The organism is Devosia neptuniae, from assembly GCF_025452235.1.
In the GTDB taxonomy this organism is placed as follows: Bacteria; Pseudomonadota; Alphaproteobacteria; order Rhizobiales; family Devosiaceae; genus Devosia.
Map to the genome: position 1 here is coordinate 4,132,928 of NZ_CP104965.1, position 25,742 is coordinate 4,158,669.

24 protein-coding genes are annotated in these 25,742 nt (G+C 63.0%); 5 read left to right on the forward strand and 19 right to left on the reverse strand.

The genetic code is table 11. The features are described 5' to 3' along the window. Positions 1-54: 54 nt before the first annotated feature. From N8A98_RS23080 to N8A98_RS23115, 8 genes are all read right to left on the reverse strand, one after another. Positions 55-1,755, reverse strand: coding sequence for a LysM peptidoglycan-binding domain-containing protein (locus N8A98_RS23080; protein WP_262168829.1), 1,701 nt, complete (start codon positions 1,753-1,755; stop codon positions 55-57). Positions 1,756-1,759: 4 nt separating this feature from the next. Continuing rightward, positions 1,760-3,376 carry a citramalate synthase gene (gene cimA, locus N8A98_RS23085; protein WP_262168831.1) on the reverse strand — a complete coding sequence of 539 codons (1,617 nt, stop codon included), beginning with the start codon at positions 3,374-3,376 and terminating at the stop codon, positions 1,760-1,762. Between the two features lie 8 nt (positions 3,377-3,384). Further along, a complete protein-coding gene (locus N8A98_RS23090; RefSeq protein ID WP_262168832.1) occupies positions 3,385-3,870 on the reverse strand; it encodes a GFA family protein in 486 nt (161 codons plus the stop codon). Further along, a complete protein-coding gene (locus tag N8A98_RS23095) occupies positions 3,867-4,355 on the reverse strand; it encodes a GFA family protein (RefSeq protein ID WP_262168834.1) in 489 nt (162 codons plus the stop codon). The genes N8A98_RS23090 and N8A98_RS23095 overlap by 4 nt, the downstream gene beginning before the upstream one ends. Then, positions 4,352-4,828 carry a GFA family protein gene (locus N8A98_RS23100; protein WP_262168835.1) on the reverse strand — a complete coding sequence of 159 codons (477 nt, stop codon included), beginning with the start codon at positions 4,826-4,828 and terminating at the stop codon, positions 4,352-4,354. The genes N8A98_RS23095 and N8A98_RS23100 overlap by 4 nt, the downstream gene beginning before the upstream one ends. After that, positions 4,815-5,330, reverse strand: coding sequence for an endonuclease domain-containing protein (locus N8A98_RS23105; protein ID WP_262168837.1), 516 nt, complete (start codon positions 5,328-5,330; stop codon positions 4,815-4,817). The genes N8A98_RS23100 and N8A98_RS23105 overlap by 14 nt, the downstream gene beginning before the upstream one ends. After that, on the reverse strand, positions 5,312-6,754 hold the full coding sequence (gene cysS / locus N8A98_RS23110) for a cysteine--tRNA ligase (protein ID WP_390888795.1): 1,443 nt from the start codon (positions 6,752-6,754) through the stop codon (positions 5,312-5,314). Before cysS ends, N8A98_RS23105 begins: the two co-directional genes overlap by 19 nt. 195 nt (positions 6,755-6,949) lie before the next feature. Further along, the gene (locus N8A98_RS23115) at positions 6,950-7,948 is read right to left on the reverse strand and encodes a fumarylacetoacetate hydrolase family protein (protein ID WP_262168840.1); all 999 of its coding nucleotides are present in this window, start codon (positions 7,946-7,948) and stop codon (positions 6,950-6,952) included. A 135-nt stretch (positions 7,949-8,083) separates the two neighbouring features. Between N8A98_RS23115 and N8A98_RS23120 the strand changes: the two genes are divergently transcribed. Then, complete coding sequence (locus N8A98_RS23120; RefSeq protein ID WP_262172126.1) at positions 8,084-9,229, forward strand: DUF2865 domain-containing protein; 1,146 nt, start codon at positions 8,084-8,086, stop codon at positions 9,227-9,229. Here the strand turns inward: N8A98_RS23120 and gltX are convergent. The 7 genes from gltX to rpiA form a co-directional block, all read right to left on the reverse strand. Further along, positions 9,174-10,499: a glutamate--tRNA ligase gene (gene gltX / locus N8A98_RS23125; RefSeq protein ID WP_262168841.1), complete on the reverse strand. Its 1,326-nt coding sequence runs from the start codon at positions 10,497-10,499 to the stop codon at positions 9,174-9,176. The genes N8A98_RS23120 and gltX overlap by 56 nt on opposite strands. After that, complete coding sequence (locus N8A98_RS23130; protein WP_262172127.1) at positions 10,496-12,163, reverse strand: NAD+ synthase; 1,668 nt, start codon at positions 12,161-12,163, stop codon at positions 10,496-10,498. Before N8A98_RS23130 ends, gltX begins: the two co-directional genes overlap by 4 nt. A gap of 124 nt (positions 12,164-12,287) precedes the next feature. Continuing rightward, a complete protein-coding gene (locus tag N8A98_RS23135; protein WP_262168843.1) occupies positions 12,288-13,199 on the reverse strand; it encodes a hypothetical protein in 912 nt (303 codons plus the stop codon). Positions 13,200-13,314: 115 nt separating this feature from the next. Beyond that, a complete protein-coding gene (locus tag N8A98_RS23140) occupies positions 13,315-14,691 on the reverse strand; it encodes a class II 3-deoxy-7-phosphoheptulonate synthase (RefSeq protein WP_262168845.1) in 1,377 nt (458 codons plus the stop codon). Between the two features lie 1,049 nt (positions 14,692-15,740). Then, positions 15,741-17,120: a glutathione-disulfide reductase gene (gene gorA, locus N8A98_RS23145; protein ID WP_262168846.1), complete on the reverse strand. Its 1,380-nt coding sequence runs from the start codon at positions 17,118-17,120 to the stop codon at positions 15,741-15,743. Positions 17,121-17,233: 113 nt separating this feature from the next. Then, a complete protein-coding gene (locus tag N8A98_RS23150) occupies positions 17,234-17,761 on the reverse strand; it encodes a DUF2059 domain-containing protein (RefSeq protein WP_162740392.1) in 528 nt (175 codons plus the stop codon). 22 nt (positions 17,762-17,783) lie between these two features. Further along, entirely contained in the window at positions 17,784-18,476 is a 693-nt protein-coding gene (rpiA, locus tag N8A98_RS23155) for a ribose-5-phosphate isomerase RpiA (protein WP_262168850.1), read from the reverse strand. Positions 18,477-18,730: 254 nt separating this feature from the next. On the opposite strand from rpiA, the gene N8A98_RS23160 reads away from it, so the two are divergent. Both N8A98_RS23160 and moaA read left to right on the forward strand, forming a co-directional pair. Further along, the gene (locus N8A98_RS23160) at positions 18,731-19,324 is read left to right on the forward strand and encodes a L,D-transpeptidase (RefSeq protein ID WP_262168851.1); all 594 of its coding nucleotides are present in this window, start codon (positions 18,731-18,733) and stop codon (positions 19,322-19,324) included. A 94-nt stretch (positions 19,325-19,418) separates the two neighbouring features. Continuing rightward, positions 19,419-20,432, forward strand: a complete 1,014-nt coding sequence (moaA, locus tag N8A98_RS23165) for a GTP 3',8-cyclase MoaA (RefSeq protein ID WP_262168853.1) — start codon at positions 19,419-19,421, stop codon at positions 20,430-20,432. 3 nt (positions 20,433-20,435) lie between these two features. Here moaA and N8A98_RS23170 read toward each other — a convergent pair whose 3' ends face one another. The 3 genes from N8A98_RS23170 to N8A98_RS23180 all read right to left on the reverse strand — a co-directional run bounded on the left by N8A98_RS23170 (position 20,436) and on the right by N8A98_RS23180 (position 21,961). Then, positions 20,436-20,837: a VOC family protein gene (locus N8A98_RS23170; RefSeq protein WP_113123036.1), complete on the reverse strand. Its 402-nt coding sequence runs from the start codon at positions 20,835-20,837 to the stop codon at positions 20,436-20,438. A gap of 4 nt (positions 20,838-20,841) precedes the next feature. After that, complete coding sequence (locus N8A98_RS23175; RefSeq protein WP_035097566.1) at positions 20,842-21,321, reverse strand: Lrp/AsnC family transcriptional regulator; 480 nt, start codon at positions 21,319-21,321, stop codon at positions 20,842-20,844. A gap of 133 nt (positions 21,322-21,454) precedes the next feature. Next, positions 21,455-21,961 (reverse strand): thermonuclease family protein, encoded by a 507-nt coding sequence (locus N8A98_RS23180; RefSeq protein WP_262168855.1) that lies wholly within the window; start codon positions 21,959-21,961, stop codon positions 21,455-21,457. A gap of 149 nt (positions 21,962-22,110) precedes the next feature. Between N8A98_RS23180 and N8A98_RS23185 the strand changes: the two genes are divergently transcribed. Beyond that, positions 22,111-23,640, forward strand: a complete 1,530-nt coding sequence (locus N8A98_RS23185) for a sensor histidine kinase (RefSeq protein WP_262168857.1) — start codon at positions 22,111-22,113, stop codon at positions 23,638-23,640. Between the two features lie 141 nt (positions 23,641-23,781). Here N8A98_RS23185 and cobT read toward each other — a convergent pair whose 3' ends face one another. Beyond that, positions 23,782-24,804, reverse strand: coding sequence for a nicotinate-nucleotide--dimethylbenzimidazole phosphoribosyltransferase (gene cobT / locus N8A98_RS23190; protein WP_262168859.1), 1,023 nt, complete (start codon positions 24,802-24,804; stop codon positions 23,782-23,784). 65 nt (positions 24,805-24,869) lie between these two features. On the opposite strand from cobT, the gene N8A98_RS23195 reads away from it, so the two are divergent. Continuing rightward, complete coding sequence (locus tag N8A98_RS23195; protein WP_262168861.1) at positions 24,870-25,730, forward strand: adenosylcobinamide-GDP ribazoletransferase; 861 nt, start codon at positions 24,870-24,872, stop codon at positions 25,728-25,730. Positions 25,731-25,742 lie beyond the last annotated feature (12 nt).

The window sequence follows — 25,742 nt, forward strand, 5'->3', positions numbered from 1 at the left end:
GGGTTCGCGGGCGCAAGTTCAATGACCCGCTTTTCAGCGGGCCATTGCGTTTGCTTAGTTCGCCGCGCTTGGCAGATCGAAAACCTGGCCGGGATAGATGCGATCGGGGTCGCGGATCTGGCCATTATTGGCTTCGTAGATGGTGGTGTATTTGATGCCGGCGCCATAGACGCGACGGGCGATGGTCCAGAGGTTGTCACCGGTGCGGATGATGGCCTTGCCGGAGGCGAAGCGTGCGGCTTCGGGGTCACCGACAGCGGTTGCCACCATGGTGGGGACGCTGGTTTCGTCGCTCGCCGTTGGCGGTGCTGGCGTTGCGGGCGCGGTTGGCGATGCGGCGGGCTGGGCCGGGCTGGGCTCGGTAGGGGTCGCCGGCGCGGCGGACTGGCTGGCGGGCGATTGTGCAGGTTCGCTTGGGGCCGCTGCCGGTTGGGAAGGCGCGCTGGCCTCGGCCGCAGGGGCCGGCGTCGCGGGCTGGTCGGCCTGCGCCACGGCAACTGGAGGCTCGACCTTCGGCAGGTCGACGACGAAATCGACTTCGGCGCGCGAGGCAACCTGGGCGGAGCCCAGTTGCAGCATATCGACACGGATGCGCTGGCTGGGCTTGGTCAGCACATTGCCGGCCTCAACGAGCCAGCGGCCATCGGAGACCGTGGCGTCGGCAATGAATGTGTCATCGACATAGAGGCGCATGGTGGCGCCTTCCGGTCCGCCGCCGGCGAAGAAGGTGCGGTCGCCCTCGATTTCGATGGCGTCGATGGTCGGCGGGGCGACGGCGGCGGGTTCCGAGGCTGTCGGGGGTGTCGTCGGCGCAGGCGTGGCAGCGGCGACGGCTGTTTCAGCGTTTGCGGCTGGCGCTTCGGGCGTTGGCGCGGTGGGCTGTTGCGCCGTGGTAGCCGGCTCAGCCGCGGGTTCTGCTGTTGGCTGTGACGTTGCAGGTGGCGTGGTCGCTCCGGGAGCCGGTGTGGGCTGGGTTGGAGCTGGTTCGGCGGTTGGCTGCTTGGTTGGCGCGGTGGCCTCCGGTTGGGCCGGGGCCGGCGCGGGGGTGGCTGTAGCAACGTCGGTGCTTTGGCCGGCCGGCGGGGTTGTCAGGCCCTGCAACACTTCGCTGGCGGCGCCGGGGGTGCTGGCGACGACGAGAGGTTCGCTGGATTTGTCCGGGTTGATGACGACGACGAAGGCTTCGGCCGACTGGCCGGGCTTGCCGGCTTCGCCAAGAGTGATCTCGGTGCCACCGGGCGGGATGGGGGCATCGGGCACCAGGACCCAGTCGCCGCTGGGCTCGACCGTGGTTTGGCCCAGCAGGTCGCCATTGGAGAAAACCTGGACTTCGCTGCCGGGCGTGCCGCTGCCGGCGATGACCACGGAGCCATCGGGCTCGGCGCGGAGCAGGCCGAAGGTTGCGGAGATGAGATCGCTGGGGGCATCGGGGGCCGCTGGCGGGGTCACGTCGGGCTGGGGCGCGGTGGCATCCGGCGCAGGCGTGGCGGCGGTTGGTTCCGGCGCTGTTTGCTCGGGGGTGGCAAGGGCCGTGCTCTGGCTGGGCAGGATGCCGGCATCGGTCATCTTGCCGCGCAGGCACTGGCCCATATTGCCTTCGCCGTTAAAGCAACTGACCACGGAGGGGCCAGCCAACACGCCGATGACAACCACAAGGGTAACCGCCGCTGCACCAAGGGTGAGAGCCAAGGGTTGGTTCGGTGTGGGATCGGCCAGTTTTTCCTCCGGGACGAAATAGGCGGCGCGTTGCGCCACCAGGTTATGCCACCTTTTCTGTTGTCCCCTGCGCCGCTTCAGTCTTCAACAGCTTATATGTGATGGATTCATATAGAGCTTCAAAGGATGCATCAATGATGTTGGGGGAAACCCCGATGGTATACCAGCGCTCGCCAGTGCCGTCGCGGCTTTCGACCAGTACACGGGTGACCGCGCCCGTGCCGCCGTCCAGAATACGAACCTTGAAGTCGACCAGTTCCAAATCCTCGATGCGGGACGAATATTTGCCGAGGTCCTTGCGCATGGCCAGATCGAGCGCGTTGACCGGGCCATTGCCTTCGGCCACCGACATCAGCAATTCACCGGCGACGCGGATCTTGACCACGGCTTCGGTGACGGTGATCTCTTCGCCCTGGGCATTGTGGCGGCGTTCGACGCTGGCGCGGTAGTTTTCGACGGTGAAATAGCTGGGCAATGTGCCGAGCACTTCGTGGGCGAGAACGGCGAAAGAGGCGTCGGCGCCATCGTAGGAATAGCCGCGCGCTTCGCGCTCCTTGACGGTGGCGAGCAGCTTTTCGAGGCGCGGATCGTCCTTGGCGAGGACGATATCGTGGCGGGCCAAGGCGGTCAGCAAGTTGGATTTGCCGGCCTGCTGGCTGACCATGATGGCGCGTTCATTGCCCACGCTTTCGGGCGGCACATGCTCGTAGCTGGAAAAATCCTTAAGCAGGGCGGAGGCGTGGATGCCGGCCTTGGTGGCGAAGGCGGAGGCGCCGACATAGGGCGCCTGGCGCTGGGGCGCGCGGTTGAGCCGGTCGTCGAAAGCCCGGGAAATCTGGGTCAGCCGTTCGAGACGGGCCGCATCGATATTGGTTTCGAAACGGTCGGCGAACAGAGGCTTGAGCACCAGGGTGGGGATGATGGTGATGAGATTTGCATTACCGCAGCGCTCGCCGATGCCGTTGAGCGTGCCCTGGATTTGGCGCACGCCGGCCTCGATGGCCGCCAGCGTGTTGGCGACGGCCTGGCCGGTATCGTCATGGGCGTGGATGCCCAGGTGATCACCGGGGGCGACGGCCAGCACCTTGCCGACAATGTCGCGAACTTCTGACGGCATGGTGCCGCCATTGGTGTCGCAGAGCACGACCCAGCGCGCGCCGGCATCCAGCGCCGTCTTGACGCAGGACAGGGCGTAATCGGGATTGCTCTTGAAGCCGTCGAAGAAATGCTCGCAATCGATCAGGGCTTCCTTGCCCGCCGCGACGGCAGCAGCGACGGTGTCGCGCAGATTTTCGAGGTTATCGTCGAGGCCGATTTCGAGCGCGGTCTTGACCTGGTGATCCCAGGTTTTGGCAACAAAGCAGGTGGCATCGGCGCGCGAATTGAGCAGGGCCTGAATGCCCGGATCATTGGCGGCAGAGCGCCCTGCCCGCTTGGTCATGCCGAAGGCGGTGAACTTGGCGCGCTTGGTGCGCTTGTGCTCGAAGAACTCGGTATCGACCGGATTGGCGCCGGGATAGCCGCCTTCAATATAATCGACACCCAATTGCTCGAGCAGGCCGGCAATGGAAATCTTGTCCTCGAGCGAGAACTCGATTCCGGCCGTCTGGGCGCCGTCGCGCAAGGTGGTGTCGAAGATATAGAGGCGTTCTTTGGGCATTTTAGTACTCAAGAGGGGTCCGGCCAGACCATTGTGTCGTGGTCGGGATGCTGGTGATTGCTGCTGCTGATGCGGTGGAGCATTTCGGGGTTGCCCGCATAGGTGGGCGTGTCGCCGGGAACCTGCGTCAATCCGGCGTACCAGGAGACGCGGCTTTCATTGCCGTATTGGTTTTCCGGTGGCGCGCGGTCTGGCTCATCCAGCGTTCCAACCAGAACACCTAGATCATCGGCGTCGGGATATTCGAAAGTCAGCGGCGTGCCGCAGAGATTGCAAAAGCCGCGACGGGCAATGTCGGAGCTGTTGAAATAGCTGAGCGTGCCGCGGGTGAGCCGGAAGGCGGATTTCTGCACCGGACAGATGATGGCGAACGGGCCGCCGACAGCCTTCTGGCACATGCGGCAGTGGCAGACATGGACATTCTGCGGCTGCTGATCGAGCGCGTAACGCACGGCGCCGCATTGGCAGCCGCCGGTGAGGACGGGCGTGTTCATGGCCAGCGCTCGGTGTCGTGGTCGGGATGCTGGTGATTGGTCTCGCGAATGAAACCGACTTCATCGACCATGTTGGTTTCGGTGGTGCCCACTTCCTCGATGGCAGGCAAGTGCAGCAGAGAGGGATGTCGGCCTTCGATGCCGAACTGGTAGAGTATGGGGATGGTGTGGGGGTCGTCGAAAGCGCCGACAGACATGGAGAGATGTTCACCGCCTATGGCCCGATAATAGAGCGGGGTGCCGCAATCGCGGCAATAGCCGCGCGCGGCCAGGTCCGAGCTCATGAATTCGGCGGGCTCGCCGCGGGTCCAGGTGAGGTGATGGTGGCGCACGCCGACCAGGGCGGCAAAGAGATTGCCCATGGCTTTCTGGCACATGCGGCAATAGCAGACATGGGGATTGTCGCGCAGTTCGGCGGCGTGGAAGCGGATGGCGCCGCATTGGCAGCCGCCGCTACGGGCGAGATAGCGATAGGCTTCGGTCATGAATCTTCCCTCTGCGGTGGCCAATCGGCCGTGTCGTGATCGGGGTGCTGGTTGGAATGGATGCCGGCCAGGAAATCGCGCCACTCGTCGCTTTGATGGGTCGAGACCGGCAGGCTGGTGAGGCCGTCGAAGAAGGGCAATTTATCGGCCAGGTTCACCTGAATTTGCGGAGCAGCGACGCTGGGGTCATCGAATGCGCCGATGGCAAGTTCGAGGCCGAAGCGGGTTTCGTAGCCCAGTGGGGTGCCGCAATCGCCGCAAAAGGCGCGGCGGGCGGCATTGGAGCTCTGGAACCATTTGGGCTCGCCCCGCGTCCAGACGGCATTATGTGCGGTGACCAGCGGGCCAAAAAAGCTGCCAAAGGCCTTCTGGCACATTCGGCAATGGCAGATCGAGGGGCGACCCAGCCGGGTCACGCCGAAGCGCACGGCGCCACACTGGCAGCCGCCGGTATGGGAGCTATTGGGAGGCATGGCTGGTCTCCTCATGCAAGGCAGCCCACACGGCTTCGAGGACGGCGTCGGGATGGGCGAGAATGTCGTTGTTCCAGATGCGGAGGATGTGGAAGCCACGGCGCCGCAACTCGGCGTCTCGCGCTTGATCCCGAACGTTGTCCGCATGCTGGCTACCGTCGAGTTCAACGATCAGCTTAGGAGCAAAGCACAGGAAGTCGGCAATATAGGGCCCCATGGGCACCTGGCGCCGGAACTTGAACTGAGCAAAGCGGCGGTTGCGCAGGAGCACCCACATTTTTGCCTCAGCCTCAGTGGGCTTGCGCCGCATCTGCTTGGCGAACTTGATCAGCCGCTGTGTGCCGCGCGCAAAGGCCCCCTCATCCGCCCTTTGGGCACCTTCTCCCACGAGGGGAGAAGGGAAGATGGAGCTTGCCGCAACATCGGAGCCTTCCTTCTCCCCTCGTGGGAGAAGGTGGCCCGCAGGGCCGGATGAGGGGGCCTTCACCTCTTGCTCTCCCATTTGGTTTTGCGCTCGCCGGTTTCGGGGTCTTTGTAGTCCATCAGGGAGATGCCCTGTTCGGACAGTTCGTTGCGGATGGTGTCGGCTTTGGCGAAGTCGCGGGCGTTGAGGGCGGCGAGGCGGTTTTCTATGGCGGTGGCGATGTGGGGTGGTTCTTCCCAGCCGTCGTCGGAGGTCAGCAGGCTATCGAGGCTGAAGCCGAGGAAGCTAAGGGTAGCGGCGAGGCAATGGCTGGCGCGGGCATCGTCGCGATTGGCTTTTTTGGCGATGGCGTCGAGCACCACGCTGGCGCGGTGGAAATTGAGGTCGTCGGCCAGTTCGGCAATGACCGAGGCGTCGGGGGCGTCGTCATTGGCCAATTCGGCGCCGCGGGCGGCGCGTTGCCAGTCGCGGAGTTTGGTTTCGGCTTCTTCGAGGCGCTTGACCGAGAAATCGATGGGTTCGCGATAATGGGTCATCAGCATGGCCAGGCGCAGCACGTCGCCATGCCAGGCGTGACCGCCCATGGTGCCAGTTTCGAGCAGATCATTGATGGTGACGAAATTGCCCAGGCTCTTGGACATTTTCTGTCCTTCGACCTGGAGGAAGCCATTATGCATCCAGACGCGGGCCATTTCGTGCGTACCATGGGCGCAGCGGGACTGGGCGATTTCGTTTTCATGGTGCGGGAAGATCAGGTCGAGCCCGCCGCCGTGAATGTCGAAGACTTCACCGAGATAGGCCGCGCTCATGGCGGAGCATTCGATATGCCAGCCGGGGCGCCCCCTGCCCCATGGGCTTTCCCAGCCGGGCTCTTCGGCGCTGGATTGTTTCCAGAGCACGAAATCCGCGGGATTCTTCTTGTGGGCATCGACGGCAATGCGGGCACCGGCCAAATTGTCCTCGAGATTGCGGCCGGAGAGCTGGCCGTAATCGGGCATGGATTTGACGTCGAACAGCACTTCGCCATTGGCCGCATAGGCGTGGCCATTGGCGATAAGGCGCTCGATGAGGGAAACCATGTCGGGCTTACCATCGGGCCGGGGCAGCACGAAATCGGTGGCGCGGGGCTGATAGGTGGGCTCGAGCGTGCCGAGCGCCTTGACGTCGGCAGCATATTGCTGGCCGGTTTTTTCGGTGACGCGACGGATCGCTTCGTTCAGCGGCAGCGCGGGGAAATCGCGGGCCGCGCGGGCGTTGATCTTGTCGTCCACGTCCGTGATGTTGCGAACATAGGTGACGTGATTGGCGCCATAGGTGTGGCGCAACAGCCGGAACAGCAGATCGAACACGATGACCGGCCGCGCATTGCCGATATGGGCGAAGTCATAGACCGTGGGGCCGCAGACATACATGCGCACATTTTCCGCATCCAGCGGAACGAAGGGTTCCTTGGTGCGGGTCAGCGTATTGTAAAGATTAAGCGGAGTTCCCGAGGTCATCAAAAGGCTTCCTGGCCATGCGGATTTGCGCTGGCTGACGGCTCTTCGGGTATCAGAAAATCAGGATGAAGAAGACCGCGCCGCCAACGAGTGGTTAGCAGGTAATAATGCAGACGTTAATCTGAATAGCATTGGTCTTCATGGGCGCGACTTTGGCTGTAGTGGTGGCGGCGGTCAAGGGGGAAAGACGATGAAGCTTTAGAGCAGCACTACGGTTTGCAAGATATCGCCGAACACGGATTGGCCGTCGCTGCCGATGGCGCCGATGCGGATGGTGTCGTCGAGCTGAAGGAATGGGGTGCGGGCACGGCCGTATTTGAGCTTTTCGACATTGCGAGCTTCGACAATGCAGGCAAAGCCGATGCCGTTGGGTTTGATGGGTAGGCTTTCCTCATGGGGCACGGAAATGGTGCCGCCGCCGATAATGGTGCCGGCGGCGAGGGCGCGGGTGCGTGCGGCTTCGACGATGAGGGCGGCGAAGTCGAAATACATGTCGGAGCCGGCATTGGGCTGGCCATAAAGCACGCCATTGACCTCGCAACGGACCGGGAGATGCAGGCGATTGTCGCGCCATGCGGCGCCGAGGGCGGCGGGCGTGGTGGCGATGGGGGCAAAGGACGTGGCGGGCTTGGCGTGGAAAAAGCCGAAGCCGTTTTGCAGGTCATTGGCCACCAGGCGCCGCATCGAGATGTCATTGCAGATGGTGACGAGGCGGATGGCGGCGGCGGCCTGTTCCAGGGTGGCGCGCATGGGCACGGCGCCGATGATGACGGCGACTTCAGCTTCGAAATCGAGGGCCAGATCGGGTTCGGGCGTGATGATAGGCGCGGTGGGGGCCGAGAGCGAGTCGGAACTGCCCTGATAGAGCACGGGGCGATTGGCGAGATCGGCGTCGCGGGTGCCCTTGAGGGCGCGGACGCGTTCGGCGTGGTTGAGATAGGCGGCGCCGTCGATCCATTGATAGGCGCGGGGCAAGGGAGCCAGGGCGCGATTGGCGTCGAAGGGTTGGCCGGAAATCTGGCCGGCATCGAGCTGGGCGGCAAGGGCTGAGAGGGCCGGCGCGGCCATGTCCCAATCGTCGAGCGCAGCCTGCAAGGTGGGCGCGACTCGGCCGGCCGAAACATAGCGACCACGGTTCTGCGAGAGGACCACGAGCTGACCATCGGGGCGGCCATTGTTCAGCGTGGCTAGATTCATCGGTGCATTCTCGCTGTTGTGTGGCCGGGCTGCGCTAGCTCGGCGCCGGTGGACATTATACTGTTGCACCCGGCCCTAGCGATGTCTTAAGGGCCGATATTATGCGCGTGTTGCGGCGCGGACGAGTAGGGCTTGATGGTGAATTTGGGCGGAATGGGCATTCGGACGCTATTGTTGCTGGTTCTAGCGACAGTGGTTTTGGCGCTCGATGTCAACATGGCCTATGCCCAATCATCGGCTTGTTCGCGGCTGGACCGGCAATTGCGCCAATTTGACCGCAATGGCGATTTCCAGCAACGGGACGGCAATTCGCAGGCGGCGCGGCAATTGGCCCGCGACGTGCAGAATGCGGAAAGCCGCTATATCCGCGATGGATGTAACGACGCCGCCAAGGCCGGGCAGACGCTCAGCCCGCAATGCCAGCAAGTGGCGCGCGAAGTGCTGCGGCTGCGCCGGGATTATGCTTCGGTATCGCAATCGGTGAATTCGGCGGGTGCGGTATCGCAGCAGCGCGAAGCCATCCTGCAGGAAATGGCGCGCTTTGGCTGCAACGCCAATGGCGGCTCCAACGCTACGTTTTCCAATGAGCGCCAGAACGTGTTCGACCGCATTTTTGGCACCACTACGGAAGGCGATTTTTCCAACGGCGAGGTGGTGAGCGGTGGCGGATATAATACGGGCTATCGGACGGTACGCACGGTGTGTGTACGGCTGAGCGACGGCTATTTCTGGCCGATCAGCTATTCGACCCTGCCCGACTATGTCGGCAATGACATGGGGCAATGCAAAGCCATGTGTCCCAATGAGCAGGTGGAAATCTACTATTACGACAATCCGGGCCAAGAGCCCGAGCAGATGCGCAACATGTTCAACCAGGCCTATACGGACCTGCCGACGGCATTCAAATATCGCAATGCCATCGACATGAATGCCAGCTGCCGGGTGACGCCGCAATCGGACGGCAAGCTGATCACCGCGACGGCCGATGACGGGCAGACGCGGGCCATGATCGAAGTGCAGGGGGCGAGCTTCCCGCTGCCGCTGCGCGATCCGCGCGGGCAGGTTCCAGTGCCGGCTGTGGTCGAAGCGGTACAGACCGCGAGCCTGGTCGATGTGCCCTTGCCCCGGCCGCGGCCTGCGGGCCCGGGCGAAACCGTGGCGCGTGTCGTCGCGCCACCGCCGGGTGAGTCTCAGCTGCGGCTGGTGCAGTTCGGCGACAAGGTGGTCAGGGTAGTCGGTCCAGACACGCCGTACGCCCAACCAGCGGGAGCAGGCTCTTAAGCTCGGGGCCATCGTGACGGCCGGTTAGCGCCAGCCGCAGCGGCAGGAAGAGCGGCTTGCCCTTGCGGCCGGTGGCGGCTTTGAGCGCATTGGTCCACTCGCCCCAGGTTTCGAGCGACCACGGCTCGGGCGGCAGCAGCGCCTTGGCGAGCGCCAGGAAATCGCGATCTTCATCGGCAATGATAGGCTCGACCGGGCCGAGCACCAGCTTGGACCATTCGACGATATCATTGAACTTGTGCAGATTATCGCGCAGCAGCAGCCAGATGGCCTCGCCTTCCAGGCCCAGGCTGGTGAGGCGCGGCAAAGCGGCCTCGTAGGGCATGGCGTGCAGCAGGCGAGCGTTGAGATTGTCGAGTTCGACCGGATCGAAGCGCGCGGCGCCATGCGAGATCATGGAGAAATCGAGCTTGGCGGCGATATCGTCCAGCGAGGCATAGGGTTCGATGGGCAGGCTGGTGCCGGTGAGGCTCGCCATGATGGCAATGGCGAGGGGCTCGTAGCCTTCAGCGCGGAAATCGGACAGCGACTGGGAGCCGAGGCGTTTGGAGAAGCCCTGCCCTTCGGCGTCGGTCAAAAGGTTATGGTGGCCGAAAATCGGCACGGGGCCGCCCAGGGCCTCGAAGATTTCAATCTGGGTGCCGGTGTTGGAAACGTGGTCCTCGCCGCGGATGACATGGGTGATGGCAAGGTCGATATCATCGACCACGGAGGGGAGGGTATAGAGATAGGAGCCGTCTTCGCGCACCAGAACGGGATCGGACATGGAGGCGGTGTTGACGGTCTGGCTGCCCTTGATGAGGTCTTCGAACTGCACCGGGCGGCCATCGAGCTTGAAGCGCCAATGGGGCCTGCGGCCTTCGGCTTCGAGCTTGGCACGATCCTCTTCGGTCAGCTTGAGGGCGGCGCGATCGTAGATCGGCGGCTTGCCCATGGCGCGGGCGCGGGCGCGGCGGCGGCCCAACTCGTCTTCGGTTTCGTAACAGGGATAGAGCCGGCCGGCGGCGATGAGGCGGTCGCGGGCGGCGTCATAGAGCGCGGTGCGGTCGGACTGGCGGACCAGCAGATCCGGCGTAATGCCGAGCCAGGCCAGATCGGCCTCTATGCCATCGGCAAATTCACGGGTGGAGCGGGCCGTATCGGTATCGTCCATGCGCAGCACATAGCGGCCGCCATGGCGCTTGGCGAAGAACCAGTTGAGCATGGCCGGGCGGGCATTGCCCAGGTGAATACGGCCAGTGGGCGATGGCGCCCAGCGCACGATGGTCATCCGATGGTCCGGTCCTTGTAGCCGTTGGTAATGGGATATTTGCGGCCCAGCCCAAACGCCTTGGGCGTGAGCTTGGGACCGGGAGCCGCCTGGCGGCGCTTGTATTCGGCGATATTGAGCAGCCGCTCGATGCGCTGCACCAGAGCCTCGTCATGGCCCAGGGCGACGATCTCAGCGATCGACTTTTCTTCCTCGACCATGGCGGTGAGGATGGCGTCGAGCACCGGATAGGGCGGCAGGCTATCCTGATCGGTCTGGTTGGGGCGCAGCTCGGCCGACGGGGCCTTGGCGATGATGTTTTGCGGGATGACTTCGCCCGCGGGGCCAAGGCAATCGCCGGGGACATGGGCATTGCGCCAGGCGGCCAGGCGATAGACCTCCATTTTGAACATGTCCTTGAGCGGATTGTAGCCGCCGTTCATGTCGCCATAGATGGTGGCGTAGCCGACGCCCATTTCCGACTTGTTGCCGGTGGTGAGGAGCATGGAGCCTAGCTTGTTGGAGACGGCCATGAGGACGACGCCGCGCATGCGGGACTGGATGTTTTCCTCAGCCAGATCGGCGGGGCGATTGCCGAAGACTGGGGCAAGCTGCTCAAGCGCGGCATCGACGGGATCGCCGATGGAGACGATGTCGTAGCGCACGCCGAGGCGGGTGGCGCAGTCCTTGGCGTCCTTGAGGCTATCCTCGGAGGTGTAGCGATAGGGCAGCATAATGGTGTGGACGTTTTCGGCGCCGAAGGCGTCCACGGCCATGGCGGCAACCACGGCGCTGTCAATGCCGCCCGACAGGCCGAGCACGACCTGCTTGAAGCCGTTCTTGTGCACGTAGTCACGCAGGCCGAGCACGCAGGCGAGCCAGGGGGCTTCGTCGGTGGTGGTGAGTTCGGTGACGTGGCCATTGGTGCAGGTCCAGCCGTCTTCGCCGTCGACCCAGTCGGAGACGATGAAATCGGTGGCAAAGGATTTGCCTTGGAACACGAGCTTGTCGCCCGGCTCGATGGCAAAGGATGCACCGTCGAACACCAATTCGTCCTGGCCCCCCACCTGATTGAGATAGAGCAGCGGCACCCGATCCTCGGCCACGCGGGCGCGGACCAGTTCCTTGCGAACATGCTGCTTATTGGTCCAATAGGGCGAACCATTGGGGCAAAGCAGGATTTCGGCGCCGCGCTGGACGAGGTGATCGCAGACCCAGGGGTGCCAGATATCTTCGCAGATCGGGATGCCGACCGAGACGCCCTTGATTGTCACCGGTTCCTGCAGCACGCCGGGGACGAAATAGCGCCGTTCGTAAAAGACATCGTCATTGGGCAATTCGCGCTTGAGGCGCGTGGCGATGATCTCGCCATTTTCGGCGACGACGACGCTGTTGTGCAGGCCCGTCTGGTCGCGCCAGACGGTGGGGAGGATCAGCGCGACACCGGTGCCGGCGGTGTCGGCAACCAGATCGCGGGCGGCCTGCATGGCGTCATCGACGAATTTGGGCTTGAACAGCAAATCGTCGGGGAAATAGCCGGTGAGGAACAGCTCGGAGAGCAGCAAGATATCGGCTTTGGCGGCAGCTGCATCGCTCAGCGCCTGGCGGGCGAGCGCGAGATTGCCGGCGATGTCGCCGACCTTGGGATTGAGCTGGGCAAGCGCAATTCTGAGGCGGTCTGTCACGATGATGCTGGCCCGTGTGCTGGGAAAGAAGGTGACGCAGCGGCGCAAACCGCGCGCGGGCAAGACTTATCCGCTCACCCCGGCAAGGGCAAGCGGATCAAAGGTTGCAGATTGATGGCAGAGGCTAGAAGCGGCCGGTCAACTCGGCGAGGGCGCCGTAACGCAACAGGGAGAAACCGTTGAGGTTCTGATCGCTGTAGATGTAGCTATCCGGCGTGGATGCCTCCCACCATTTCTGACGGGAACTGCTTGGCCCGTCGAGCAGCCAGGCGCGGCCGCCGACGCGGATCGTCAGATTCTCGGTGGGGTGAAAGCCGAGCATGATCTGACCACTGGCGCCGTAGAGGGCGCCGCTGGTTTCGGTGCGGGTGCGGTTAACGGTGACGCCCTGAATGACGGTATCGGCCATTGGAATTTCGCTACTGGCGCCGTAGCCATAAGCATAGGGGATGGCTGCGACTTCGGCGTCGATATCGAACATTTCGTTGATATCGGCGTGGGCTGTTACGCCCAGGCGTAGGGAATGAATATTGAGACCATCGTCGTTCAGCACGTCGTAGCGGTTCCGGTCAGGCGATTCCCGATTGTATTGGTAGCCGACCAGAGCGCCGAGGCGGAAGGTTTCGTTGCCAAACGGGGTATAGCCGAAATCGGCGCCGGCATAACCGATCTGGCCGCCTTCGAATGGAGAAGGGACGCCAACATTGGTTTCGTAGTCGCCGGTTGTGTAGACGGCATAACCGGCCTGACCCTTCACAAAGGTGGATGTGTAGTCATCGTCGATCCGGAAGTGGCCTTCCAGAATATGACTGCGATCCTTGGTATCGTAGGAGGTGCCGCCGACATTGGCGTTCTGCTCACCCAGCGAATACCAGTAGCGCAGGCCCGCTTCCATGCGGAGGGGGTTGTCTTCGCTCTGTCCCCATTCGTTGCCGTAGGAGGGCCGCATATCCGGGAACATTGAATCGGCGCCCAGAGCGGGCATGGCCGTGCCGAGAGCCAATATCGCGGCGATGCTGGACAGGGAGCGGTTCATGACAATCTCCAGAACGTGGACCCTTTCTGGGTCGTTCAGGAAATTTATGGGTCATTAGGGTTAATGTTCCGCTAAACGGCGGATCGGGGTTTGGGCGGGGGCTAGCGCCCCTGCCCTATTCGCCGGCGATGCGGGTTTCGCGGGGTGGTTTTTGGGCGTGGACTTCTTCGGCGACGAGGAAGGCCAGTTCCAGGGCCTGGCTCGCATTGAGGCGAGGATCGCAATAGGTGTGGTAGCGGTCCGAGAGGGAGGCTTCGGTGACGGCCGAGACGCCGCCGACGCATTCGGTGACGTCGTCGCCGGTCATTTCGATATGCACGCCGCCGGCATAGGTGCCCATGTCGCGGTGGATTTCGAAGAAGCTCTTCACTTCCGACAGCACACGCTCGAAGGGGCGCGTCTTGTAGCCGGTCGAGGCCTTGATGGTGTTGCCATGCATCGGATCGGAGCACCAGACGACGGTGCGGCCGGCGCGCTGCACGGTTTCGATCAGGCGCGGCAGGTGATCGTGGATCTTATCGGAGCCGAAGCGGGCGATGAGAGTAATGCGGCCAGCCTCATCGGTGGGATTGAGGCGATCGAGCAGGCGCAGCAGGTCTTCGCTGCTCAGGGTCGGGCCGCATTTGATGCCGATGGGGTTCTTGATGCCGGCGAAATATTCGACATGGGCCGCATCGGGCTGGCGGGTGCGGTCGCCGATCCACAGCATGTGGCCGGACGTGGCGTACCAGTCATTGGTGATGGAATCGCGGCGGGTCAGGGCTTCTTCATAGCCGAGCAGCAGGGCTTCGTGGCTGGTGAAGAAACTGGTCTGGCGCAGGGCCGGCGTGTTGTCAGGATTGAGGCCGAGCGCGGCCATGAAGGTGATGGCATCGTCAATCTTGCGCGCCACTTCCTCGTAGCGCGGATACCAATTGGAGCCCTTCATGAACCCGACGGTCCATTCGTGGATGCGGGTGAGTTCGGCATAGCCGCCCATGGAGAAGGCACGCAGCAGATTGAGCGTGGCGGCCGACTGGCGGTAGGCCTGCAGCATGCGATCGGGATCGGGAACGCGGGAGGCTTCGTTGAACTCGATGGAATTGATGATGTCGCCGCGATAGCTCGGGAGTTCCACGCCATCGATGGTTTCGGTATCGGCCGAACGCGGCTTGGCGAACTGGCCGGCGACGCGGCCGACCTTGACCACGGGCTTACTGGCGCCATGGGTCAGCACCACGGCCATTTGCAGGAAGACGCGGAAGAAGTCGCGGATGTGATCGGCACCGTGCTCGGCAAAGCTCTCGGCGCAGTCACCGCCCTGTAGCAGGAAGGCCTCGCCACGGGCCACTGCGGCGAGCTTGGACTTGAGATCGCGCGCTTCGCCGGCAAAGACCAGTGGCGGGAACGTGCCCAATTGACGCTCGGCCTCGGCCAGAGCCGCGCTGTCCGGATAGGCAGGCACCTGCGAGATGGGCTTGTCGCGCCAGCTATTGGGGGTCCAGGTGGTCATGTCGGGTCTCGCTCGCGCGGGTTACGGATTGTTGCGGGCGGAATACCAAGGGCGGCGGGCCGGGACAAGGATATTCGGGGTGGGCTTTAGTCTAGGACCAATCGACATTCAACTGATGCTGGCCTGCAAATGGAGGTTTTCTGCGCTTCCGGTGCTCACGTACCCAAAAGTACGCTGCGCTCCGGTTCTCGAAAACCACCATTTTCGGCTCAGCCTGAGTGAATGTCGATTGGTCCTAGGGCGCACGGAAGCGCCGCCTGTGCTGCGGTTGTCGGATAGACGGACGGACCCCGAGACCAGATTCGCCTCGTGAGTAAATAAATATGAGGCGCAACTTGCCTCGGGGCGCCGGGCCTTGGTCGGAAGGCAGCATCGCGACCCCAGCAGGTGACCGTAGCCCTCCCGCCCGCTGATCCGTCTGCGCATCCCGGAGCAAGGCGCGACCCCCACTCCCCCGGCTGGCATCCGGACGCCGGTCGCTGCAGCGCCGCCCGTGTTCCGGATGATGGACGGATGATGCCACGGGATTTTGGCAGGGGGATAAGATGGATAAGGCGGGGGATTTGGGGGGGCGCGCGCTCATTCCCTAGCCAGGGGACGTTTTCGCTTTGGCATGTTCTCCCAAACTCAGTTCCGCCGTCATTGTCCGGCTTGTCCGGGCAATCCATGCTTCCGCATTCGCTGAGAGATGGATCACCCGGACTAGCCGGGTGATGACGATGAACGGGGAAATCGAGCAAGCGGCCAAGTCACCCAAGTGAACTCCCCATGATTGGGAGGTACTCTGGGCGCCTTCAAGAATGCGGTGTCATCCCGGCGCAGGCCGGGACCCATCCTGAGCTGTCCAAACTCGCCGCCAGATCGCCTGATAAGCGCCATCCCGGCGCCCCGCTCACACACCTTGCGGCCGCCGCAGCATCTCGGGATGGGCCCCGGCCTGCGCCGGGGTGACACCGTGGGTGGGGCGAGTCCCGAGTAAACACCGCCCCCTCAAAGGGGGCGGGATCAAGGGTGGTGTGGGCCGCGTGTCCGAAGCCGGCGGCGTTGCTTCAGCCGCCGACCTTTTGCCCATCCCGATAGACATAGGTTGGCGCCTTGAAGGTCACCAATTCTTCGGCGGCCGAGGGGTGGAGTGCGATGGCGCGGTCGAAATCGGCTTTGGTGGCGGTCATGCCCATGGGGATGGCGATGAGCTGGATCATTTCGGCGGCGCCCGGTCCCAGGATATGGCAACCCAGCACCTTGCCGCCGTCCTTTTCGGTGATGAGCTTGAGCACCATGCGCTCGGTGCGGGTAGAGAGCGTGTTCATCATCGGGCGGAAGCGGGCGAGGTAGATATCGACATCGCCATGGGTGGCGGCCTCGGCTTCGGTGAGGCCGATGACGCCGATTTCAGGCTCGGCAAAGACCGCCGTAGGGATCTGGGAGTGATCGACGGCGATTTTGTTGTTGTTGAACACGGTCTCGGCGAAATACCAGCCTTCGCGGATGGCGACCGGGGTCAGCGCGGCGCGGCCGGTGACGTCGCCCACTGCGTAGATGGAGGGGCACGAGGTCTGCGAATAGGCATCGACGGCGATGGCGCCGGCCGGGGTGAGCTTGACGCCGGCGGTTTCAAGGCCAAGGCCGCGCACATTTGGATTGCGGCCGGTGGCGAACATGACCGCGCCATAGGGGGCGGTGACGCCGTCGCTGAAGGTGGCGGCAATGTCATCGCCATGCCTGGCCAACGACTTGATGGTGGTCTGATAGATGAGCTTGATGCCGCGGTCGATCAGGCCAGCCTCGAGGCCACGGCGCATGTCCTCGTCGAAGCCGCGCAGGATGCAGTCGCCGCGATAGATGATGGTGGTATCGACACCCAGGCCGGCAAAGATGGTGGCGAATTCAACCGCGATATAGCCGCCGCCCTCGATGAGGATGGAATGGGGCAGCGCCGGCAGATCGAAAGCCTCGTTGGAGGTGATGCCCAATTGATAGCCGGGGATGGGCGGCACGAAGGGGGCCGCGCCAGTGGCGACAAGGATGTATTTGGCGATCAGGTCACGGTTGCCCGCTACGAGATGAACCGTATTGGGACCGGTGACCAGCGCCCGATCTCTAATGATCTCGACGCCGGGCTTTTCGAGGTTCGAGGTATAGGCGTGTTCGAGCCGGGTGATTTCCTTTTCCTTGGCGGCGACCAGGGTCGGCCAATCAAAGGAGGCGTCGACCTGCCAGCCAAAGCTGGAGGCCACATCGAACAGGTCGTTGAAGCGGCTGGCATAGACATAGAGCTTTTTGGGGACGCAGCCCCTGATGACGCAGGTGCCGCCGACGCGGAATTCCTCAACCACTGCAACCTTGGCGCCGTAGGTGGCGGCCATGCGGGCGGCGCGCACGCCCCCCGAGCCAGCGCCAATGACAACGAGATCGTAAGTGTCGGACATGCTGGCTCCGCTGGCTGGTTATATCGGTTGATACCGATGAATATCGGATGGCGCTTCGCATAAAAAAAGACCCCGCACAAGGCGGGGTCCAATTCGGTCGTCGATAAGTGAGCCTAGAGCTGCACGCCCTGGGCGCGCAGTTCGGCGCGGACCTTGGCATAGAATTCCTGCTGCAGGGTATTGGTGAACACGGTCAGCACGCGCTGGATATCGGTATTCACCTCGGCATTGGCCTGGGACAACTTCGAGCCGGTGGGCGATTCATAGAAGGTGACGATTTCCTGCAGTTCAGCCGCGGTGAAGCGAACGGCATAGACGCGAGCGAACTGATCGAGCAGCTCGCTCTTGCGGCCCTTATATTCCTCGAGCGTCTTGGTGATGGCGGCATCGGTCTGCTCGCTCAGCTCGGGATTCTGCTGCACGATCTGGCGCATGGTATCGATCGCGGTCTGCACCAGCGTGATCTCATAGATGGCGGCGCGATCGGTCAGATCGATATATTTGCGCGCCAGCGCCAATTGTTCGGGCGCCACTTCCTGCGCAAAGGCCGGAACCGACAGGCCGAGCATGGAAACGCTCAAAGCAACTGCCACCAGCGCCTTGGAGCGCTTCAACACACCGGTCATCATCGAAATATCCATCCTGTTCGAATCCACCCTCATTTCATACCTGGATGGTTCTTACGCCATCCGGCATCGCGACATAAGCCTTCTTGCACATCTGAAGGAACAGTCCGTGCTGCACGACGCCGGCAATGTCCAGCAAATCCCGTGACAGCGCTTCTGGCTGCGAAATGCGGCCAAAAAATGCATCAAGGATCAAGTGGCCGCCATCGGTGACATAGGGTGCGCCGTCCTTGGTTTGCCGCAGTTTGAGACCGCCTTGTGCACCATGGGCTGCATTCACCTCAGCAATGGTGCGCTGGGTGGCACCCAGGCCAAAGCGATTGACCTCGATGGGCAGCGGAAACTTGCCGAGCGTGTCGACCAGCTTGGAGCCGTCGGCAATCACGATCATGACATCGGAGGCGGCAGCGACGATCTTTTCGCGCAGCAGTGCGCCCCCTGCCCCCTTGATGAGGTTGAGCGCCGGATCGATCTCGTCGGCGCCATCGACGGTGATGTCGAGCCGGTCGAGGGTTTCGAGGTTCGAGAGGGGAATGCCCAGGCTCTCGGCCTGCCGCGCCGTGACTTCGGAGGTGGGCACGCAGATGCAATCGAAACCTGCGGCAACCTTGGCACCGAGCAGATCGACGAAATGCCAGGCCGTCGAGCCGGTGCCCAGGCCCAGCCGCATGCCGGGCCGCACCTGAGTCAGCGCCATGGCTGCGGCCTGGCGCTTGAGATCATCATTCATGGCAGGGCTCTCCTCGTCATTGGCCGCCCAAATGCCGGGCGGACGCGGGCAAGTCAATGCACCGAAAGGGGTGGGATCACGGAACGGTGAGCCATTTTTGTAACTCCCTGGCAACACAATTTAGTGAACATGTCTGGAGTGTGGCGGAAACGGGGCAAGCGCCCTTCCTGCTGTTTTGTAAACCGCGTAAGCAAATCGTCATTGATCCGATGGGCGAATCGCCAGCCCATCTATTTTCAGAGGCCAGTCGTCAGATGTCCAAATTCAGAACAGCCGCGGCAATCGGGCTGTCGATACTTTTGTCGGTGTCATTGACCATGCCCAGCATGGCCGCTCGCGTCTACAATGCCGATACCAATACCTGGGAAGAGCCCAGCGTCGTTAAAACGCGCAATCGCGGCGGCAGCCCGATCAAGCGGGAAACGATCGAATATGCGAGCAATTACAAGCCGGGGACCATCGTGATCGAAACCGGTGAGCGCCGGCTGTATCTGGTGCTCGAAGACGGCAAGGCGATCCGCTATGGCGTGGGCGTGGGCCGCGACGGCTTCACCTGGTCGGGCCAGCACCGCATTACCCGCAAGGCCGAATGGCCGGGCTGGACGCCGCCGCCGCAGATGCGCAAGCGCGTGCCGGACTTGCCCGCCTATATGCCCGGTGGCCCGGACAATCCGCTGGGTGCGCGCGCGCTCTATATCGGCTCGACGCTGTATCGCGTGCATGGCACGTCCGAGCCGTGGTCGATCGGCCAGGCGGTTTCCTCGGGCTGCATTCGCCTGACCAATGAGGACGTGACCGATCTTTATGAACGTGTCCGCGTCGGTGCGCTGATCGTCGTCAAGCACTAGCGGCGAGTGAATTGTCATGAAGCCGTCTCTTCGGAGGCGGCTTTTTTGTTTGGGTGGCTTTGAAAGCACCTCGGAACCAACTAGATTTGTCGCCATGACGACTAATCCAGCACCGGCCCGCCCGCTCGTCGACCGTTTCGGCCGGCATATTTCCTATCTCCGGATTTCGGTGACGGACCGGTGCGACTTCCGTTGCGTCTATTGCATGGCCGAGGACATGCAATTTCTCCCCAAAAAGGAGATTTTGAGCTTTGCCGAAATCGAGACCATTGCCACCGCTTTCGTGACGCGTGGCGTGACGCGGTTGCGGCTGACCGGCGGCGAGCCGCTGGTGCGGCGCGACATTATCGAATTGGTGCGCAGCCTGGGCCGGCATATCGGGCATGGGCTGAATGAGCTGACCATGACCACCAATGGCAGCCAATTGGCCAAGCATGCCGAGGCGCTGGTGGAAGCGGGCATGCGGCGGATCAATGTGTCGCTCGATACGCTGGATGCGGAGCGTTTCCGGGCGATCACGCGGCGCGGGCGGGTCGAGGATGTGCTGGGCGGGATTGATGCGGCGCAGGCGGCGGGTCTCAAGATCAAGATCAACATGGTGGCGATGCGCGGCGTCAATGACGACGAAATCGAGCCAATGATGGCCTGGGCGCATGGGCGCGGCATGGGGCTGACGCTGATCGAGGGCATGCCGCTGGGCGAAGTGGGCATTGACCGGGTCGACAGCTATCTGCCGCTGCGCGAACTGCGTGATCGGCTCGCCAAACGCTATACGCTGGAAAAGCTGGACCACCGCACCGGGGGGCCTGCCCGCTATGCGCGGGTAGCCGAGACCGGCGGCATATTGGGCTTTATCACCCCGATGAGCCACAATTTCTGCGAAAGCTGCAATCGCGTGCGGCTGACGGCGACCGGGCAATTGTTCCTGTGCCTGGGGCAGGAAGATCAGGTGAGCCTGCGCGATGCGCTGCGCGAAGGCGGCGCGGAAGCACTGGACGCAGCGCTCGACCAGGCCATGCTGATCAAGCCCAAGGGGCATGATTTCGTCATCGACCGCGCAAGGCCGGAACCGGCGCTGGGGCGGCATATGAGTGTGACGGGGGGGTAGCGCTCAACGCCCCTCTATGCGCTCGGCCAATTCCACCACGATGCCGTCGGGGTCGCGGCAGAAGGCGACGCGTTTGAACATTTCGGTGTTATGGGCGGCGCGGGGATATTCGACGATTTCGGTGCCGGTCGCTTCGAGCTCGGCGATCAGGGCATCCACATCGGTGACGGCCAGGGTGAGGTGGCGCATGCCGGCTTCGAGCGGGGGCACGTCGCGCGAACGGGCGATGTGGCCGTTGGGGGCGAAGACCTCGAGCATGCCGCCGCCGGCATCGAGAAAGGCCATTTCGCCACGTGGCTGCTGCTTGCGCAGCACGAGCTTGAGGCCGAGCTGGCCGCAATAGAAGGCGATCGTCCGATCAAGATCGGACGAGGTGACGCCGATATGTTCAAAGCCGACCAGCATGGGTCTACTTGTCGTCGTCGACGACGATGGCGAAATCGAGCGGTAGCGCCGTGGTGTATTTGATCTGCCCCATGGCGAAGGCCGAGCTGACATCGGTCAGATTGATCTTGGAAATCAGGCGCTTGTAGAAGGTGTCGTAGGCGCCGATATCGGGCACGACGACGCGCATCAGGTAATCGACATCGCCGCTCATGCGGTAGAATTCCACGACTTCGGGGAATTCGTCGATGACGCCGGCGAATTTGCGCATCCAGCCTTCATTGTGTTCGTTGGTCTTGACCGAGACGAACACGGTGACGCCGACATTGACCTTGGCCGGATCGAGCACGGCAACGCGGCGCTGGATGACGCCGTCTTCTTCCATCTTCTGGATGCGGCGCCAGCATGGGGTGGTCGAAAGGCCCACCTTGCGGCCGATTTCGGCCACCGGCATGGTCGCATCCTTTTGCAGAAGCGTGAGAATTTTCCGGTCGATCTTGTCCAATGCCATAAACGCCCCCGCGAAATGAGATTTCCAGGACAACGCCATTCCGTCCTGAATTTGGCAGATTAACTGCCACACCCGGCCGTCAAACGCAATAATCTTCCGCTTTTAAAGATGATCGTAATGATCATGTTTATGACCACAGACTGCCGAGCCAACCAAACAAACTGCTGGGGCGCGGATGATCGTCGCGCCAATGGCGCGGTGTGTCGAAGCCACCTGCCCATATCCCCTTGCTGGCTGAGCGGGCGGACTGTTCCTCGCCCCAGTAACGACCTGACGAAATCGCCAGCCCTTCGGCGACCATTGTCGCGGCAATATCCTTGCCGCCGACAGTGCAGACGGCCAGCAGGCGCCCATATTGGTCGTGATCTTCAGGGCGGCAATCGACCTTGCCGGATTTGAGCAATTGGGCCATCCGATCGCGCGCGGTGCGGCCACAGGGCCATTGCCAGCCGTTATGATCATCGCAAGTCTGGGCGTATTCGGGCGCATCGATGCCGAGCAGGCGCACGCGCTCATCGCCCAGGCGGAAGCTATCGCCATCGCTGGCGCGGGCATTGCCGGCAATGGGCGGCGGAGCGGGATCGAGCCAGGCTGCGACGGCCGCGGCGCCACCTAAAAGGATGATTGCCAGCACGGCTCCGAAGCGCCCGCGGAAGGGTCGCATCCAACGTTTATATGAAGCCAGGATTTCACCACCCGTTAACTACGCGCCGCTAGTGTTTTGACCGTGAGCGTAGCGAATGCGTTTCTGGTTCGCATCATTTAGTAACGAGTAAAAGTTTCATGCCGCTTCAGTCGGCTGTCATCGACGCTGACGTTCGCTCGCAAATGGGGCGTGACGGCAAGCGCACGGCGCAAAAAACCGTTCTCGACGCGCGGCAACGCTTGATGTCGAGTTCGGGTACACGCGCGTCCTATGATTTCGAGCTGCTGCACGATTATGCGCAATCGCGCATCTCGGCGGCTTTGCCGATGGCCGCCATCGTGGTCATTCTCTCCGTTGTCGCGAGCCTCTGGGTTCCGGTGGTTTTCACCACGTTATGGGCCGCGGCGGTGTTGCTGGGCCTATTGATCGTGGTGATGGTGGCGAGCCGGTTCCGGCGGAGCGATCCGGCCAAGTTCAACGCCACCAACTGGACCACTACATTCATTGCCGGCGAGATGATCCATGGCCTGTCCTGGTCGCTGCTGGCGCTATTTACGCTGGTGGCACCGGCCGAGACGCTGACGCCGGTGATGTTCGCCATGGTGCTGGTCAGCGTGGCCGCCAATGCGGTGACCACCAATACCCTGCCCCCGGCAACGCTGATGAGCACGCTGCCGGTGACGCTGACGGTGTCGGCAAACCTGATCGCAGTGGGCGGCACGCTCAATTATACGCTGGCGGCCGTAGCGATCTGCGGCGAGGTTTTCTTCGTTTACCTGGCGCGGCAATTGCACAAATCGGAGCTGGAAACGATCACGCACCAGGCCGAAAAGGACGCGCTGATCAACGAGCTCGAGGAAGCCCGACAGATGTCGGACGAGGCACGGCGCCATGCCGAGCAGGCCAATATCGCCAAATCGCAATTCCTGGCCACGATGAGCCACGAATTGCGCACGCCGCTCAATGCGATCATCGGGTTTTCCGAAGTGCTGAAATCGGAGTTGCTGGGGACCCATCAGGTGCCGCAGTACAAGGAATATGCCGGCGATATCCACGCCAGCGGCCAGCACCTGCTCAACCTGATCAATGAATTGCTCGACCTCAGCCGGATCGAGGCGGGCAAGTATGACCTCAATGAAGAGGCCGTCTCGCTGGTCGATATTGCCGAGGATTGCCGGCGCATGATGGAATTGCGCGCCAAATCCAAGGGCATCGAGCTGGCCTATAATGTGGGCAATAACCTGCCCAAGCTGTGGGGCGACGAGCGCGCCATCCGCCAGGTGGTGCTGAACCTGTTGAGCAATGCCATCAAGTTCACGCCGCAGAACGGCAAGGTGACGCTGGTGGTGACGCGCAGCGGCGATGGTGGGCAGTTGGTGTCGGTCAAGGACAATGGGCCGGGCATTCCCGAGGACGAAATCGCCACCGTGCTGTCCTCATTCGGCCAGGGCTCGCTGGCGCAGAAGACCGCCGAACAAGGCGCTGGCCTGGGCCTGCCGATCGTGCAGAAGATCATGGAACTGCACCAGGGCCGGTTCGACCTGTTCTCCAAGCTGCGCTTCGGCACCGAGGTGATCGCCACTTTCCCACGCGCGCGGGTGATGGACGCGCTGGCCCCGGTGGTGGAGAAGAAGAACCGGCTGGAGATTTACTCGGAAGCTGGTTAGGCGGCGTCCCCGCTTTGGCACCGTGTATGCGGAAGCATACCCCCACCCTGCTCGATTACGGACTTAGCTGAGCTAAGTCCTATCTCGCTTCCCTCCCCACAAGGGGGAGGGTGGGCCCGGTGGTTGGTTGCGCCTTGAGCGCTAATTCGCCTTGCCGCTGACCGACGCGCTTTCGAAGGTGGCCATGTTGTTGTGCAGGTGCAGGGCGGTCTTGGCCAGCACTGCAGCGAGGGCGGCGCCGCTCCCCTCCCCTAGGCGCATGCCGAGGTCGAGCAGGCCTTTTTGGCCCATGGCGGCGAGGGCGCGGGCGTGGCCGGATTCGGCGGAGATGTGGGCGAAGAGGCAGTGATCGATGGCGGCCGGATTAACCGCGTGGGCGATGGCTGCGGCGGAGGTGGCGACGAAGCCATCGACAATGACCGGCACCTTCTGATGGCGCGCCGCGAGCAAGGCGCCGAGCATGGCGGCGATTTCGCGGCCGCCGAGGCGGGCAAGGATGGCCAGGGGGTGGTCGAGCTCGTCCTTGTGCAGGGCCAGGGCGCGATCGACGGCGTCGGCCTTGCGGGTGAGGCCGGCATCATCGATGCCGGTGCCTCGGCCGACCCAATCGGCGCCGGTGCCGCCATAAAGGGCGGCGAAGATGGCGGCGGCGACTGTGGTGTTGCCGATGCCCATTTCGCCGATGCAGATCAGGTCGGGCTTACCGGCTATGGCTTCCATGCCATAGGCGATGGTGGCGGCGCACATGCGATCGTCGAGCGCTGCTTCCTGGGTGATATCGCCGGTGGGCAATTCCAGCGCCAGTTCGAACACGCGCAGATTGATTTCGTGCAGCGCGCAAATCTGGGAGATGGCGGCGCCGCCATTGGTGAAATTGGCGACCATTTGCGCGGTGACTTCGCGCGGGAAGGCGGAGACGCCCTGATCGGTGACGCCGTGATTGCCGGCGAAAATGGTAACCATGGGATTGTCGAGGCGCGGCTTGGCGCGGCCCTGCCAGCGGGCGAGGAATTCGACCAGAGTTTCAAGCTGGCCGAGCGAGCCGGCGGGCTTGGTGAGCAGGGAATCGCGCGCGCGCACTGCGGCGACGGCCGCTTCGTCGCCATCGGGAACGATGGTCAAAAGTTCGAGGACATCGGCATAGGCAGGGTTGAGGGCGGGCATGACAGGTCCGGCGGCAGGGTGCTAGGAAGGTGCGGACTTGTTGCGCAGAACGGGATGAAAAGCAATTGAACGGCGACGAGCCAGTCCAAGACCCCGCCCCCAGCATTGACGCCGCCGCGCGCGAGGCCAGCGTGCCGCATGAGCCGGCGGCGGGTATCGGGCTGAAGGACGATTTCATCATGGCGCTGCGGTTTTTCTCGCGGCTGCCGACGGGGGATTCGCCACATCAGAAGCCTGATCTGGGGCGAATTGCCATGGCGCTGCCGCTGGCCAGCATTGCCATCGGCATTGGGCCGGTGGTGCTGCTGATTGGCGGGGTACTGGTGGGATTGCCGGCCTATTTTGCGGCGGCGCTGGCGGTTGGGGCCATGGTGCTGGCGAGCGGGGCGATGGCCGAGGATGCGCTGGCCGATGCCGCCGATGGCCTGTTTGGCGGGCACACGCCCGAGCGGCGGCTCGAGATCATGAAGGATAGCCGGCACGGCACTTATGGGGTGGCGGCGCTGTGCCTGTTTCTCGTGCTGCGGGTGATGGCAGTGGGGTCGATGGCCGAGACCAGTCCGCTGGCGGCGGGGGCGGCGTGGCTGGCGGCGAGCATTGTGGGGCGGTCGGCGGCGCTGTGGGTAGCGGTGGCATTGGCCCCGGCGCGGCGGGATGGCGCTTCGGCGACGGCGGGGCAGTTGAGCTGGCGCAATTTTGCGGTGGGCATGGTGTTTGCCGCCGTGCTGCTGTTTTTGCTGGGTGGTCCGGCATCGAGCATAGCGGGGCTGGTGCTGGCTATTGTGTTGAGCGTGGGAACGGCCTGGGGCTGGACGGCTTTGTGCAAGCGGCTGGTTGGCGGGCAGAGCGGAGATCTGATCGGGGCGCTGGCGGCGCTGATCGAGATTGCGGCGTTCACGGGACTTTTGGTTTTCGCACGCGGCTGAGGCCTTGAAATT

Coding starts and splice junctions, on each gene's coding strand:
- N8A98_RS23120 (WP_262172126.1), top strand. CDS start 8,084: ATGGTGAATTTGGGCGGAATGGGCATTCGGACGCTATTGTTGCTGGTT.
- rpiA (WP_262168850.1), bottom strand. CDS start 18,476: ATGAATGATGATCTCAAGCGCCAGGCCGCAGCCATGGCGCTGACTCAG.
- N8A98_RS23135 (WP_262168843.1), bottom strand. CDS start 13,199: ATGAACCGCTCCCTGTCCAGCATCGCCGCGATATTGGCTCTCGGCACG.
- cobT (WP_262168859.1), bottom strand. CDS start 24,804: ATGCCCGCCCTCAACCCTGCCTATGCCGATGTCCTCGAACTTTTGACC.
- gltX (WP_262168841.1), bottom strand. CDS start 10,499: ATGACCATCGTGCGCTGGGCGCCATCGCCCACTGGCCGTATTCACCTG.
- N8A98_RS23105 (WP_262168837.1), bottom strand. CDS start 5,330: ATGGGAGAGCAAGAGGTGAAGGCCCCCTCATCCGGCCCTGCGGGCCAC.
- N8A98_RS23095 (WP_262168834.1), bottom strand. CDS start 4,355: ATGACCGAAGCCTATCGCTATCTCGCCCGTAGCGGCGGCTGCCAATGC.
- N8A98_RS23170 (WP_113123036.1), bottom strand. CDS start 20,837: ATGCTGGTCGGCTTTGAACATATCGGCGTCACCTCGTCCGATCTTGAT.
- N8A98_RS23150 (WP_162740392.1), bottom strand. CDS start 17,761: ATGGATATTTCGATGATGACCGGTGTGTTGAAGCGCTCCAAGGCGCTG.
- gorA (WP_262168846.1), bottom strand. CDS start 17,120: ATGTCCGACACTTACGATCTCGTTGTCATTGGCGCTGGCTCGGGGGGC.
- cimA (WP_262168831.1), bottom strand. CDS start 3,376: ATGCCCAAAGAACGCCTCTATATCTTCGACACCACCTTGCGCGACGGC.
- N8A98_RS23160 (WP_262168851.1), top strand. CDS start 18,731: ATGTCCAAATTCAGAACAGCCGCGGCAATCGGGCTGTCGATACTTTTG.
- moaA (WP_262168853.1), top strand. CDS start 19,419: ATGACGACTAATCCAGCACCGGCCCGCCCGCTCGTCGACCGTTTCGGC.
- N8A98_RS23185 (WP_262168857.1), top strand. CDS start 22,111: ATGCCGCTTCAGTCGGCTGTCATCGACGCTGACGTTCGCTCGCAAATG.
- N8A98_RS23090 (WP_262168832.1), bottom strand. CDS start 3,870: ATGAACACGCCCGTCCTCACCGGCGGCTGCCAATGCGGCGCCGTGCGT.
- N8A98_RS23140 (WP_262168845.1), bottom strand. CDS start 14,691: ATGACCACCTGGACCCCCAATAGCTGGCGCGACAAGCCCATCTCGCAG.
- N8A98_RS23115 (WP_262168840.1), bottom strand. CDS start 7,948: ATGAATCTAGCCACGCTGAACAATGGCCGCCCCGATGGTCAGCTCGTG.
- N8A98_RS23100 (WP_262168835.1), bottom strand. CDS start 4,828: ATGCCTCCCAATAGCTCCCATACCGGCGGCTGCCAGTGTGGCGCCGTG.